The organism is Pedobacter sp. R-06 (assembly GCF_049913135.1).
Taxonomy (GTDB): Bacteria; Bacteroidota; Bacteroidia; order Sphingobacteriales; family Sphingobacteriaceae; genus Pedobacter.
Window position 1 is genome coordinate 26,501 of the sequence record NZ_CP183977.1, and the last position, 15,243, is coordinate 41,743.

Below are 15,243 nucleotides of genomic sequence, written 5' to 3' on the forward strand. Positions count from 1 at the left end.
TTCCTATTAATACACTTATCTTACTTTTGAATCATAAATATTTGGTTGGTATTTATAAGGTTTAGTTGAATAATACAAGCCACGATGTTTTTCATGGTGGCTTTTTTGCGTTATAACACCAATCATTTTTCAGCTTTTTATTTAGCGGTTAAAATAACCTCCCATATCGTCTTATTTATTTAAAATTACAGAATTAGAGCAATTATGTAAATAGAACTGCACAGTTTTAAGGCTGAAGTGCTGTTTTTTAGGAGCTTATTGTCAAATTGTATCCTAATTAGTAGAAATAGTCAGATTTTTTTGTAGTCTTACCAAAATTATAGATTCGCACTGAAGATGTAATCTACAACCATTGTAGGTTAGGAACTAATTTTTTAGCGCCTATGAGTTTTTTAAATTCAATGTTATTAATGCATGAGACCTTTTTTGTACTGCAAAAACACTTCATCAATCAATAAAACCTGCTTTGAAAATATTATATTAGTATATGCAAAATAAGGAATTGGGGGAGGAACGAGATTTAATGCTCAAAATAGCTGTTGGCGATCAACAGGCCTTTCGTTTGATTTTTGATGCTTATAAAAATAAAGTTTTTTCTTACGCCAACCGCTACCTGAAATCTAAAGAAAGAGCTGAAGAAGTAGTTCAGGAAACCTTCCTTAAAATCTGGTTAAAGCGGGAAAATCTGAATACCATTGAAAACTTTGGTGGATACATTCGAAGAATTGCCGTTAACCTTACCTTAGACTTGCTTAGGGCTATTGCCGCTGAAAATAAAACATCTGACTTACAGAAAGTTGAGTGGAGCGAGCAGGATACAGGGACTGAAGATGCCATCATGCGAAAAGATGCGCAAAGCTATGTTGATCAATTACTGGCTAAATTACCCAAACAGCAGGGACTGGTTTACCGTATGTGCCATATTGAAGGTATGAAACAAAAAGAAGTTGCAGAAATACTCCATATTGCACCCGCTACTGTTAAGGTTCATTTAAGAGAAGCCCTAAAAACATTACGTACTATGGTAGGCGAAAATAATACCATACCACTAATATCTTTCGTTTTTCTGGGATTGCTGAAATAATGTAATCTGTCCTGTTTTATAACGGTTTTCTTTTAAAATATGGTAGAGGTTTAAAAATATTTAAAAAAAATATTTTTTGACTACCCCTTTTTATGCCTCACAAACGTCAACTATTAAAACGAACAAAATAATATCTTTTCTATATCGCCATTTGTATGAAAAATGAAGAAATAAGTGAACTTCTGGAGAAGTATGCTCAAAATACTATATCAGAAGAAGAAAAGAGCGTTTTATTTAATCATCTTAACGCCTCAAGCAATGTTGAATTTGAAAAACGCTTAATGGAAAAGGATTGGGATTTATTTCAATCTGACGAAATTATACTAGAAAGTAAGGCCAATAAAATTTTTAATGAAATTGTTGGCGAGGAAGAAAAGAAGTCGTTTAAATTAAATTTTGCCTGGATAGGTTGGGCTGCTGTACTATTGATTGCAGGTTTTTCTACTTTTTATTTTTTAAAGCCCGCAACGCAAAAAATAACGGCTAAAGCAAGTATAGCAGTTGTTAATGTAGTAGCAGAAACGGAGCATAAAAAAATAGTATTGCCAGATGGGAGTACAGTAATATTAAACAATGGTGCAGTTTTGCTGTATCCCCAACATTTCGATGGAAATACCAGAGAAGTAACCCTTAAAGGGGAAGGATATTTTGATATTGTTCATAATCCGGCTAAACCCTTTATTGTTTATACAGGGAAAGTTAAAACAACTGTTCTAGGTACTGCTTTTAATATTAAAGCCATTGAAGGGCAAAAAGTTGTGATAACCGTAACCCGTGGAAAAGTAAGTGTGCAAGATCATCAAAAGCTTTTAGGAGTACTTACACCTAATCAACAGCTAACCTTTTATGAGAAAAGAAAAATGCCAAGCTTGACCAAAGTGATATCGCAGGAAGTTGTAGACTGGCAGGCAAACGACATTTACTTTGAGGATATTACCATGAAAGATGCCATTGAAATTTTGGCTAAACGCTTTGGAACCAAAATTAAATTTGTAGATGACCGGGGAAAAGATTGCCGTTTTACCACTAGTTTTCAAAAGGGTGAAAGCCTTGATGAAATTTTGCAGGTTATTACTTCTTTTAATAATGCAGCATACGTAACCAAAGCCAACGAAATTTTGATTTCGGGCAAGGATTGTAATAATTAAATAATCAATATCAACTAAAACCAAACCAACCAAACCACATGAAAGAACTCTACTATTTTCGCATCTGATGAAAAATCTCCCTGTCCTTGCAAGACAGAGAGATAAAATTTGTTGCTGTTCCAGCTGGAATTGGAACAGCCTGTATTAAACAATTTAGGCATCATTTAAAACATTTAAAATTATGAAATTTTCTGCACAATCGGCAGAGAGCGGGAATTCCTATAAGAAATTTTTCGCTTCCAAAAAATCACGATATCTAATTCGTCAGATTATGCGTTTAAGCTTTGTATTAGCTATAATAACTTTTACCACCTCTTCTTTAATCTTTGCTTCTAATACCAAAGGTCAATCGATCTCCAATACAGAAGTTATAATTGGATTAAATCATGAGAGTATATTCTCTGCTATTGAAAAAATTCAAAAGCAAACACCTTTTATTTTTATTTATAGAAATACCGATCTTAAAGAACTAAAGGAAATAAATATCCCTGTACAAAAACGTACCGTTCAGGAACTGCTTGATGTGCTGTTTAACTCCAAACGTTTTAAAATAACCCAGTTAAATAACAGGATTTTAATTTCTTCAATAAAACCAGAAGTTAAAGCTTTACCTGTTGACATCAGGATCTCTGGTATTGTGGTAGATGAAGACGGGGTTCCCATTCCAGGGGTTTCAATAATGCTGAAACAAAACAATAAGGTAAGTACAGCAACCGACAGAAACGGCCAGTTTGGGATCAATCTTCCGGATGAAGGAACTAAAGTGCTGCTTTTTACCTGCATTGGCTACCAGAATGCGGAACAGGTTATCGGCTCGGAAAATTCGTATAAGATTGTAATGAAACCTTCGGTGGGTAGCCTAAACGAAATACAGATTATTGGTTACGGTACCACAACGAGAAAAACGAGTACAGGCTCTGTTGCATCTATTACCGCAAAAGAGATTGAAAAACAACCCGTTGGTAATCCATTAGCCGCGCTATCGGGTAGAATGTCTGGTGTTTTAATTGCGCAGAATAATGGTGTTCCAGGTGGAGCAATCCAGGTGCAGATCAGAGGCCAGAACTCACTTAGCTCGGGAGGGATTCCATTGTATGTGATTGATGGCGTTCCGTTTACCAATTTTAATGGAGGTCAGCCTGCAACAGATAATTTAAATTCTTTTGGAACTTCTGGCGCAAGTGGAGGAATTAGTCCATTCAGTATGATCAACCCATCAGATATTGAACGTATCGATATTTTGAAAGATGCCGATGCCACTTCAATTTATGGCTCGAGAGGTGCAAATGGCGTAGTTTTAATTACGACTAAAAAAGGGACAACAGGACGCGTAAAAATTGGGCTCAATCTTAACACCGGCTTTACAGAAGTAAACCGTTTTATCCCTATGTTAGATCTCGAACAATACCTGACGCTGAGGACAGAGGCATTTAAAAATGATGGTGTAACGCCAAATAGCAATAATGCGCCGGATTTGACAGTGTGGGACAGAAATAACTCAACCGATTTCCAGAAAATGTTTATTGGAAACAGGGGCCATGTAAATGAAATTCAGGCTTCAATGTCTGGTGGCAATGAGCAGACCCGCTTTTTCTTCAATTCTGCATACCGTAGAGAAAGTACTGTATTTTTAGGCGATAATAACGATAAAAGATTCTCTTCGAGATTGAATTTAGACCATAGCTCACTAAACAAAAAATTTACAGCTTCGTTTTCTGTTAGCTACGCTAATGATAATACCAATATACCAACCGGAGATGTTTCTTCAGTTTATAATTTGCCGCCAAACCTCCCTCTCTACGATGCCGCTGGTAAATTATTCTGGTCTACAAATTTCACTAACCCCTTGGCCACTTTACTAAAGCGATATAACGGGGTAACCAATAACTTAATTGCTAACGCCAATTTGAAGTATACCATTTTACAGGGATTAACAGCGAAGGCAAATTTTGGTTATACCAATACCAGGCTGGATCAAACTTCAACCAATCCGGCCTCATCTCAAAATCCGGCAAACAATCCTACAAGCTCAGCCAGTTTTACAAACCTGAATGCCCAGAACTGGATTATCGAGCCCACTTTAGATTACGTACGGGCCATTGGTAATGGAACTTTAACGGCACTTATAGGCGCAAGTTATCAGCAGAATACTTCTAATGGGCTTTATCTTTCTGGAACCAATTATAGTAATGAGGCGTTATTAGGCACATTAGGTGCTGCAGGTACAACAACAGTGATATATAATAATATTGTTAAGTATAAATATGATGCTCTTTTTGCTAAAGTAAATTATAACTGGCAAGAAAAATACCTTTTCAACGCTACCTTTAGAAGGGATGGTTCATCAAGGTTTGGTCCTAAAAATCGTTTTGGAAACTTTGGTGCAATTGGTGCAGGCTGGGTTTTCTCAAACGAGGAATTTGTAAAAGATAATTTAGCTTTTCTAAGTTTTGGAAAGCTGAGGGGAAGTTATGGTACAACAGGAAATGATCAGATCCCTAACTATCTTTATCTGCCATTATATTCATCATCTACTGCGTATTTGGGCAATGCCGCAACAAATGTTAACGTATTACCAAACGAATCAATTCAATGGGAAACCACCAAAAAAATGGAGTTTGCTATAGACCTAGGTTTTTTAAAGGACCGGATTTCTTTTACTGCCAATTATTATAGAAACAGGTCTGCAGATCAGATCACTTCCAATGCATTGGCCAGTCAAAGTGGATACAATAGTTATACGTTAAATCTTCCGGCTACGATCCAAAACAAAGGCTTGGAACTTGAGTTAAATACAACCAATATCATTACAAAAGACTTTTCTTGGAAAACCGCTGCTAACTTTACATTTAACAGTAATAAGGTTACAGAATTCCCAAATCTTGATAAATCATTCTATGCTTCATCTTATATTATCGGACAGCCCATCAATGTCATCCGTCTATATCATTTTCTTGGGGTTAACCCAGCTAATGGGGCTGCGATTTATGAGGACAGAGACGGCGATGGTGGCATTACTAGCAATGATCGGTATATTGCAGACATAGGAACACCATTCTTCGGAGGTTTTAATAACACTTTTACCTATAAGAATTTTGAACTGGGCATATTTTTTCAATTTAATCACCGTTTTGGCGTTACACAAATCGTAAATAACAGACCTGGTGCACTTGGCAACCAAAACGACTATTGGTTGGGAAGATGGACACCTGCAAACACAAATGCTAGCCTACCCGGAGCATCAGCAACAGCAGGGTCAGTAATCGCTACTTCCTATAACAATTTCACCTCATCTGATGCTGTATATGGGGATGCCTCATATTTAAAACTGAGATCTGTAAACCTATCCTACGCTTTGCCTAGCGAATGGTTAAAGCAGATTAAAATGTCTAGCTGTAGCATCTTTATTCAAGGTCAGAATTTATATACATGGGCGAAGAATAAGTACATCTTAGATACCGAAACAACTGTTCCGGGCGGCCCTCCGGGTCTAGGTACTGGTACACTTAGTCAGGTACTGCCGCCGCTAAGAACCATTGTATTTGGTGTTAACTGTTCATTTTAAAGATAAAATCATGAAAAAAACATATAAAAATTTCTTTTATAAGACATTGATTCTTGCAATAGTCCTAACTGTTTCTTCCTGCAAAAAATTTGTAGAACTGGGGGCACCGCCAACTCAGGTTTTGTTCGAGGATGCCTTTAAAACAGATGCGGCTGCACAGAGCGTGGTAATGGGGCTTTATTCATTTTCCTCTGCGGCTACCAATGGTTTAATTACAAACCTTACTTTTTATTCTGGGGTTTCTAGCGATGAGCTGCAATACAATGCCAGTGATATCTTGATCCAGGAATTTGCGAATAACGCCATCACCAATAACAATGGCAATGCTAATAACATATGGGCATTAACCTACCAATTAGTGAAAAATGCCAATAACGCCATTAGCGGTCTTAATGCTTCCACAACTTTAACGCCTTCTGTAAAAAACCAGCTTTTGGGCGAAGCCAAATTTATGCGGGCTTTCGCTTATTTTCATCTGGTAAATCTTTATGGAGACGTGCCGTTGCCATTAAAAGACGATTATTCTGCTTTTGAAAATGCAGTTTTGCCTCGTACATCAATAGCTAATGTATATGCCCAAATTGTAAAAGATTTAACTGATGCACAGGGCTTATTGCCTACGGCTTATGTGGGTACATTTAGAGGCAGGGTAAATAAATATGCAGCAACAGCGCTTCTCGCCCGTGTTTACCTGTACCAAAAAGACTATGCAAATGCAGAAGCACAGGCTACCCAGGTAATAGGGTCGGCGGTTTATACACTTCCTGCACCGGAAGCAGCTTTTATTAACACCAGTAATGAGATTATCTGGCAGATCGGTAATATTTCGGGAGTATCTGTTCCTGGTGCTGCGTATGTAACATTAGCTACTGTAATCCCAACTTATACCCTTGCAGACGCAACGTATCAAAGCTTTGAAAACACAACTGATTTACGTCGTGCCAACTGGACAGTTCCTAAAACCATTGGAGGTAAAACCTATTATGGAATTAGTAAATATAAAATAGGAACCGGTAACGGAAATGAGTATAATGTGGCCTTAAGGTTTGCCGAGCAATACCTGATCCGTGCTGAGGCCCGTGCACAACAAAACAACCTTTCTGGTGCAAAGACAGATATTGATATGGTTAGAACCAGGGCTGGTTTAGGTGGTGTGAGTGCTACTTTGGATCAAGGACAGATGTTAGCTGCTATTGAACAGGAACGAAAAGTAGAGCTTTTTGGCGAGTGGGGCCATCGCTGGTTTGATTTAAAAAGAACCAATAGGGCCAATACAGTAATTGGTGCATTAAAGCCAACCTGGAAAACAACCTCGGTTTTATTCCCGGTTCCGCAGGCACAGATTCTTGTTAATCCCTCTCTAACTCAAAATCCAGGTTACCAAAATTAATTATTGGGAGCCAGCAATGGCTCCCATAACAACATCAATCATGAAAAAAACATTAAAATTAATAACCACTGCTACCTTGCTTCTTTTGATTGTAACTGCATTTAGCCCGCAAAGCGGGTATAAATTAACGGGTAAGATAAAAGGGATAGATACAGGGTTAATTTACCTGTCGCATAATGTTGGCGATAAAGAAATTAAGGATTCTACTGTTATTACCAACGGCAGTTTCGCTTTTAGTGGTACAGTGCCCGAGGTTAAAATATATGTGCTAAAAATTAAAGGAGGCAAACAGCAGAAGAATTTCTTTTTAGAAAATAAAGAAATCTCTATAACGGGCGATAAAGACTCTTTATTTAATGCGAAAGTGATCGGCTCGCCAGAAACCGATACTTATTTTGGTTTTTATAATGGTCCATGGAAAGTGATAACGGCAAAAGCGGGCCAGATTTACCGCCGATTGGATAGTGCAAACCAAAAAGGTAAAGTAACTTTAAGCCCTGCACAGCGTAAGCCTTTTGATGATGAATTTAAAGCGCTTGACATACTCAATCAAAATGCCATAAAAGCCTATGTAGAAGCACATGCTTCATCAGTAGCCGTTGCCGCAATTGTGGAAGACCGCTTTATTAATTATCCCTATCCCGAGCAAGCAGCAGCCATGTATGCGCTCTTTAGCCCAGCGGTTAAAGCCTCATTTTACGGTAGGGCCATTAGTGAAAGTTTAGCATTAACCAATAAAACTGCTCCTGGAAAACTGGCTCCGGATTTTGTAATGAATGATGTGGATGGAAAACCACTTAAACTTTCTGCACTTCGTGGAAAATATGTTTTAATAGATTTTTGGGCCAGCTGGTGCGGTCCCTGCCGTAAAGAAAATCCGAATGTGGTTGCAGCCTACAAAAAATATAATGATAAAGGCTTCGAAATTTTAGGCGTATCGTTAGATAGCAAAAAAGAAGCCTGGTTAAAGGCGATTAATGATGATCATTTAACCTGGAAACATGTTTCTGACCTGAAAGGCTGGGCGAATACCGCAGCTGCATTATATGGCGTAAAATCGGTTCCCGCTAGCTTTTTATTGGATAAAGATGGAAAAGTGGTTGCAAAAGATCTGCGTGGAGAAGAATTGAACAATGCATTGGCTAACCTATTTAAAGATTAATTATTATGAAAAACTTAAATATCAGCAACAAAATGCTGGGATTGCTTTTTATCATCATTTTAGGAAGTATTAGTGGTTTAAAAGCACAAACCAAACCGATGGATACCACCAGGATTTATCTAGACAAATTGGTGGCTTCGAAGGAACCTGCAGATAAGGCCCTATTGGCAGCCAAATTGCAAAAGCTGGCCGCTGCCGATCAGGAAAAAGATGTTGACCTGGCCATTAATTACTATTATCGGTTAAAAAATGTAAAAGCTTCCGATTCGCTTGTTCAGGTAGAATTACAGAAGTTCCCCAAAGGGGCGAGAGCGAGGGGGCAGGAAGCCAGCAAGATTTACGATGCCAAAACTGCATTGGAGAAAGAAAATGCCTACAAAACCTGGATTAAGAAATTTCCGGTTTCGGGCTCTGGAGAAGAATTGATAGTGTATGATTATGTGGTATCAGCCATTGCTATCGAATATGCCAAAGAAAAAAATACAGCAAAAGCCGTTGAGTATATTAGTAAGCTGCAGGTAGATTTCTGGAAAGGCAATGGATACGCGGGGCTGGCTGAAACCTTTTATAAAAATGGTGACCTGAAAAATGCTGCAGTATATTATAAAAAAGCCATGGAAATCGCTAAAGCCTATTATGATGGTAAATTACCTAACGAAAATTCATCCAAATTTGCTGCATCGGGTTACCCAGGCCTAACCATGACGTATGCCGGAATTCTTTACGAACAAAAAAAATATAATGAAGCATTGGTGTATGCTGATTTAGCGGCTAAAAATCCAAAAACCGCTTCTCCGAGATCGAATTTCCAATATGCCAAAATATTAATGGCATTGAATAGAAATCAAGAGGCTTATGCTAAATTGGAAGAGGCCGTAAAATCGGGCAAGGCTAATGATGAAATGAGCAGTACCTTTAAAACACTTTATATCAAAGTAAAGGGAAGTGATGCAGGTTTCGATGCCTATGCTGCTGAAATCAGAAAAGGGATTCTGGCCAATCTACAGCAAAAACTTAATAAAGAAATCATCAATAAACCCGCTGTAGATTTTACATTAACCGATATTGAAGGCAAAAAAGTTACACTGAGCAGTTTAAAGGGTAAGGTGGTAATCCTCGATTTTTGGGCAACCTGGTGTGGGCCATGTAAAGCTTCTTTCCCTGCTATGCAAATGGCCGTTAATAAATATAAAGAAGATCCGAATGTGAAGTTTCTGTTTATTCATACCTGGGAGAAAACAGCTACTCCAACTCAAGATGCGAGCGATTATATTAAATCGCAGAAATATAGTTTCGAGGTGTTAATGGATACCAAAGACCCTGATTCGAAAGTTAACAAGGTGGTTACTGATTATAAAGTGTCGGGAATTCCTTCAAAATTTGTGATCGACCCTGCGGGGAACATCAGATTTAACCTGATGGGTTTTGATGGTAGCAATGAAGCCGCAGTAGATGAAATTTCGATGATGATTGATATGATTAAAAAAGGTTAAGCCCTTCGTGTTAGCCAAAATTTTTAACCCTGTACAAATAACTGTACGGGGTTTGTTTTTTTAAGGGTTTTTATCCAAACTAATTTTAATCACTACTTTTCTATTGATACGGGAACCCCACGATTTTCATTTTTATGCAGCTCTTTGCTTCTGATCCTGCTTAAGGTTTCTAATCTCATTCCTAAATAGCTTGCCAAATAACGGAGTGGTATTTTGTTTAAGTCTACTTTTCCACTTTTTGCCAGCTTTTGGTACCGTCGCAATGCATTGGGTATTCTGGCCAGTATAGATCTTTCGGATGCAGCATAATAGTGTAACGCTAGCAGTTTTCGCCCGATAATGTTGGCCTCTTCGAAATTGGAATATGCATAGTCGATTAGTGTATAGGGAATGCGGATCAGTTCACAATCCTCTAATGCCTGTAAATATTCTACAGAATGGTTAGCTTGTAAATCTGGGTGACGAATCGCCCCTACAATATTGTTCCCAAAGCAAAACCAGGTGGTAATATCTTTGGCGCCATCTTTTATGAAACCACGAACAATGCCGCTTTTTACAAAAAAAAGTGCTGCATTACTATCAACAGGAGAAACAATATGTTTATTCTTTCTGACTATCACCAATGAGCAATGTTTTTCGTACTGTGCAATAAGGCTGTTGGAAAGCTTATGGTATTGTTCCATATACTGAATAAGTGGCCGTACAAAAGACCTATCGTTGTTAGAATTGAGCATAATGTTATAAACTTTTAGCTTTTAAAAGGGATCTTTTTTGATAAATAATCATCCTGCTATGATATAATATACAAAAATAATCTGAAAACATGCATTTAAATAAGTAATAATAGCCGAAGGTTGGTGGCCGTGAGCCCATGCGCCATTAGTTCAATTTTGAATTCTACCAGGTCGCCTGCAGTGATATTTTCATTAAGATTTGCTAAATAAAATGCAATTTCCTGTTCGTTTTCGTCTCGTATAAATCCAAAGCCAGTTGATTTATCGATTTGTATAACCATGCCTTTTCTCATTATGCCTCTGTTTGGTTTTAACTAACATACGTGTAATGTGGTAACAAAGTTTTTTGGCTTGTTAATACTTAGAATTATTAAATGGAGCAATAGTTTTCCATAATGAAATTAACCCTTCCATTTTGGTAATGTGCATTTAAAATACGGTAGCCAAAGAAAAAAAATAAAGGCCTGTATCATTGTTTAAACTGCTATCTGGTTATTAATACTGGTTTAGGCATTTCCTTTGTGATTGGCCTGGCATGAAAATTTAAATCATAATGGATAACCACATCATTTTTGTCCGCATTGCTGATCAGGGCGATGCACATTACGCAGAAGAAATTATACAGGAAACAGAACAGTCAGCTATTGCAAGAGGTTCAGGCATTGCAAAAAGAACCTTAGCCTCGGTAATTGAGAAAATGGCTGCTGGCAAGGCAGTTATAGCTTTAACGAATACCGGCGAATGGGTAGGTTTTTCTTACCTCGAAACCTGGGAAAATGAACGCTTCGTTTCCAACTCAGGACTTATTGTTGCACCCAAATTCAGGAATTCTGGTGTAGCCAGATCCATAAAAAACAGAATCTTCAGGATGTCGAGAAGATTGTATCCCAATTCGAAAATTTTTAGCATTACCTCAGGCCCTGCAATTATGCGGATGAATGCAAAACTTGGTTTTCTGCCAGTAAGTTTTGCTGAGATCACACACGATGAGCATTTCTGGGAAGGTTGCAAAAGCTGTGTGAACTACGATATTTTAACAAGCAAGAAAAAATGCAATTGCCTCTGTACCGCTATGCTTTTCGATCCGGAATACTTTTCTGATGCACAGCCCATAGTTTATCAGCATGCAGAGATCTATCAGGAAGTTATTTATTCTTAAACATCTAACCACATTGTCATGAACACGATCAGTAAAATAAAACTTACCGAAGGTCCTGATCTTAACCACCTCTATCAGGAATCACTCGGACTCCTTTCCTCTTTAATCTCTATTCCTTCTATCAGCGGTGATGAGATACTTACTGCCGATCAGATCGAATCTTTCTTAAACCTGCAAGGCATAAACACCTTTAGAAAATACAACAATATCTGGTGCTACAATAAATACATAGATGCTTCAAAGCCAACCATCCTGTTAAACTCTCACCATGATACTGTTAAACCCAATGAACAGTATACCAGAGATCCTTTTAGTCCGATTATAGAAGATGAAAAAATATACGGGCTGGGCAGTAACGATGCTGGTGGCCCGCTAGTGGCATTAACCGCTACTTTCTTGTATTTCTATGATCGAAAAGATCTTCCCTTTAACCTCTGCCTTGCGGCAACTGCCGAAGAAGAAACCTCAGGAGAATTGGGCATCCGCAGCATATTACCTGATCTTAAAGAAATATCTTTTGCCATTGTAGGCGAGCCCACGGGTATGCATATGGCCATTGCCGAAAAGGGTTCGATGGTAATCGACTGCGTTTCGAAAGGCCGCTCTGGCCATGCGGCTAGAGAGGAAGGCGATAATGCCATTTACCATGCCCTTAAAGATATCGACTGGTTCAAAAATTATCTGTTTCCCATTATGGACGATCAGCCACAGCCTGTTAAAATGACGGTTACAGAGATCAGGGCAGGTATTCAACACAATATTGTTCCGGCTGAGTGCAGTTTTACGGTAGATATCCGTTTCGACCATAATTATACCGAAAGAGAAATCGTGAATACCATTATCAATCATACCTCATGCCATTTTAATTTGCGGCCAAATGTATTAAAGCCATCTTTTATCGATATGCTTCATCCTGTTGTGATAAGCGGACTTTCGCTTGGCAGGAAAACTTACCTTTCGCCAACAAGCTCCGACCAAGGCTGGTTAGATATGCCTTCGGTTAAAATGGGGCCAGGTAATTCTGCACGCTCTCATACTGCCGATGAATTTATTGGCATTGAGGAAATTGAAGAAGGGATTGATATTTACATCAGTTTACTTGAAACTTTGGAGATCTCCTAGTATTGGCGACTTTCCTAGTCTTAGCGTCTCGCTAAGACTTTAGTTTTTGCCACGGAGACTCGGAGAACATGGAATTAAATTGTAGGGTCTTAGCGAGACGCTAAGACCAGAGATTATGACCTTAACTATAATATAAATAGATGCTGAAACAAGTTTAGCAAGACATAACAAGGAATTAAACACAGGCTACCGCAAATGCCACAATGAAAAAAACCTTTCCAAAATGGAAGGGTTTTTTTATGTCTAATTTAAATTTAAAAGTTTTTTATAGTGTAAATAATTGATAATCAATTATTTAACATTTATTTTTCTTTTATGGTATAAGAGTTGGCTAATGGCATGTAAAATCAATATATCATGACAATACTATTTTTTTTAATCCTAATCCTGCTCTGCTGGGCTACTTACAAATCAATCGACTGGTTCGAAAAAATCTAACATTATGATCGCATTATTCATTATCGCCATCGCCGTATTTATCTACATGATCTACGTGCTGATCAAACCCGAAAAATTTTAATCCTTTCTCCTCTACGGAGGATAATTAACAAATCAAAAAATGAACACTGAATTAACAGGCATTATAGCCACCTTCCTGCTCACCCTGGTCATCGCAATACCATTGGGTAAATACCTGGCTAAGGTTTTTGCAGGAGAAAAAGTCTGGACAGATTTTTTAAAGCCATTGGAAACTGGTATTTACAAGCTTTCCGGAATCAACATTAAAGAACAGATGAACTGGAAACAGCAGTTAAAAGCACTGTTTACCATTAATATATTATGGCTGTTTTACGGTTTTTTTGTACTCATCTTCCAGGATAAACTTCCATTCAATCCGGATGGAAACCCTGGGATGAGCCCAGATCTGGCCTTTAACACCATTATCAGCTTTGTTGCCAATTGTAACCTGCAGCATTATTCGGGCGAAAGTGGTGTAAGTTACCTCACTCAACAATACGTACTGATGTTTCTTCAGTTTGTAAGCGCTGCAACAGGTATAGCCGCTGCGGTAGTCCTTTTCAAAGCTTTTAGAGATAAAACAACTACAGAATTGGGCAACTTTTGGGAATTCTTTGTAAAATCAATTACTCGTTTATTATTGCCATTATCTTTTGTGATGGCGCTAATCTTAACCTTTAGCGGTACCCCGGCTAGCTATGAGGGTAAAGATCAATTTATCTCCCTGCAGGGTGATACCGTACATGTTTCGAGAGGGCCTGCTGCTCAAATGATTGCCATTAAACATTTAGGTACAAATGGTGGAGGTTATTTTGGGGCCAATTCGGCACATCCATTTGAAAACCCAAGTTATTTTACCAATATGGTTGAGCTGGTTGCGCAGGTAATTATTCCTATTGCAATGGTAATTGCATTTGGTTATTTCATCCGCAGGAAAAAACTAGCATGGACCATCTTTGGTGTTATGACTATCGGTCTGTTTATGCTGCTCATCCCGATGCTCAGTTCCGAATTGGGTGGAAACACAGCTTTAGCTAAAATGGGTATTTCACAAACAACGGGAGCAATGGAAGGTAAAGAGGTCCGTTTTGGTCCGGCTGCCTCCGCTTACTGGGCAACTGTGACGACAATTATTTCTACCGGATCGGTAAACAGCATGCACGATAGTACCATGCCGATGTCAGGTACATGGCAATTACTTGGAATGATGATCAACTCATTTTACGGAGGCTGCGGCGTAGGTTTATTGAATTACTTCATTTACCTGATTGTTGCTGTATTTATTTCAGGCTTGATGGTGGGAAGAACGCCGGAGTTTCTTGGACACAAAGTTGAGGCCAGAGAGATCAAGATTGCGGCCATTATCACTTTGTTAAGTCCGTTTTTGATCCTTGCCGGAACTGCCATTGCAAGTTATATTTTTACCAGTCATGGTGATGCTGCATGGGCTGTTCAGCCTAAAAACTGGCTCAATAACCCTGGTTTCCATGGGTTTTCAGAAATGTTATACGAAATGACTTCATCTAACGCCAACAACGGATCTGGGTTTGAAGGATTGGGCGATAACAATATCTTCTGGAATCTATCTACCGGTATTGTAATTTTCCTTGGCCGTTTCTTACCAATTATTGGCCCTGTTGCCATCGCTGGGTTATTAGGTGCCAAAAAATTCATTCCTGAATCGGCTGGTACGCTTAAAACAGATACCAAAACCTTTGCCCTAATGACTTTTGCAGTGATTTTGGTGCTGAACGCATTATCTTATTTCCCTGCCTTGGCATTAGGCCCGTTGGCAGAATATTTTACCATGCTTAAATAAATGAGAGTTGTCACATTGAGCCTTCAGATAAAAAATCGGGACAAATAGTCGAAATGCATTCATCAAAGGTCCTTCGACAAGCTCAGGATGACAATCAATATATAAATT

Annotated in this window: 12 protein-coding genes; 10 read left to right on the forward strand and 2 right to left on the reverse strand. The window is 38.4% G+C overall.

All coding sequences use genetic code 11. The features are described 5' to 3' along the window. Positions 1-487: 487 nt before the first annotated feature. The 6 genes from ACN9MR_RS00125 to ACN9MR_RS00150 all read left to right on the forward strand — a co-directional run bounded on the left by ACN9MR_RS00125 (position 488) and on the right by ACN9MR_RS00150 (position 9,842). On the forward strand, positions 488-1,084 hold the full coding sequence (locus ACN9MR_RS00125; RefSeq protein WP_426327609.1) for an RNA polymerase sigma factor: 597 nt from the start codon (positions 488-490) through the stop codon (positions 1,082-1,084). 155 nt (positions 1,085-1,239) lie between these two features. Then, complete coding sequence (locus tag ACN9MR_RS00130) at positions 1,240-2,232, forward strand: FecR family protein (protein ID WP_426327610.1); 993 nt, start codon at positions 1,240-1,242, stop codon at positions 2,230-2,232. Positions 2,233-2,413: 181 nt separating this feature from the next. Further along, entirely contained in the window at positions 2,414-5,797 is a 3,384-nt protein-coding gene (locus ACN9MR_RS00135) for a SusC/RagA family TonB-linked outer membrane protein (protein WP_426327611.1), read from the forward strand. 10 nt (positions 5,798-5,807) lie between these two features. Further along, a complete protein-coding gene (locus tag ACN9MR_RS00140; protein WP_426327612.1) occupies positions 5,808-7,187 on the forward strand; it encodes a RagB/SusD family nutrient uptake outer membrane protein in 1,380 nt (459 codons plus the stop codon). A gap of 40 nt (positions 7,188-7,227) precedes the next feature. Continuing rightward, on the forward strand, positions 7,228-8,349 hold the full coding sequence (locus tag ACN9MR_RS00145; RefSeq protein ID WP_426327613.1) for a redoxin domain-containing protein: 1,122 nt from the start codon (positions 7,228-7,230) through the stop codon (positions 8,347-8,349). Positions 8,350-8,354: 5 nt separating this feature from the next. After that, positions 8,355-9,842, forward strand: coding sequence for a redoxin domain-containing protein (locus tag ACN9MR_RS00150; protein WP_426327614.1), 1,488 nt, complete (start codon positions 8,355-8,357; stop codon positions 9,840-9,842). A 92-nt stretch (positions 9,843-9,934) separates the two neighbouring features. Here the strand turns inward: ACN9MR_RS00150 and ACN9MR_RS00155 are convergent, their stop codons facing one another. Beyond that, positions 9,935-10,576 (reverse strand): Crp/Fnr family transcriptional regulator, encoded by a 642-nt coding sequence (locus ACN9MR_RS00155; RefSeq protein WP_426327615.1) that lies wholly within the window; start codon positions 10,574-10,576, stop codon positions 9,935-9,937. A gap of 95 nt (positions 10,577-10,671) precedes the next feature. Continuing rightward, complete coding sequence (locus tag ACN9MR_RS00160) at positions 10,672-10,869, reverse strand: cold-shock protein (RefSeq protein ID WP_426327616.1); 198 nt, start codon at positions 10,867-10,869, stop codon at positions 10,672-10,674. A gap of 260 nt (positions 10,870-11,129) precedes the next feature. Between ACN9MR_RS00160 and ACN9MR_RS00165 the strand changes: the two genes are divergently transcribed. From ACN9MR_RS00165 to kdpA, 4 genes are all read left to right on the forward strand, one after another. Then, entirely contained in the window at positions 11,130-11,735 is a 606-nt protein-coding gene (locus ACN9MR_RS00165) for an N-acetyltransferase (protein ID WP_426327617.1), read from the forward strand. Between the two features lie 18 nt (positions 11,736-11,753). Then, complete coding sequence (locus ACN9MR_RS00170; protein WP_426327618.1) at positions 11,754-12,857, forward strand: M20/M25/M40 family metallo-hydrolase; 1,104 nt, start codon at positions 11,754-11,756, stop codon at positions 12,855-12,857. A 442-nt stretch (positions 12,858-13,299) separates the two neighbouring features. Then, a complete protein-coding gene (locus ACN9MR_RS00175) occupies positions 13,300-13,377 on the forward strand; it encodes a potassium-transporting ATPase subunit F (RefSeq protein WP_082035969.1) in 78 nt (25 codons plus the stop codon). 39 nt (positions 13,378-13,416) lie between these two features. Further along, the gene (gene kdpA, locus ACN9MR_RS00180; protein ID WP_426327619.1) at positions 13,417-15,135 is read left to right on the forward strand and encodes a potassium-transporting ATPase subunit KdpA; all 1,719 of its coding nucleotides are present in this window, start codon (positions 13,417-13,419) and stop codon (positions 15,133-15,135) included. The last annotated feature ends 108 nt before the right edge of the window (positions 15,136-15,243 follow it).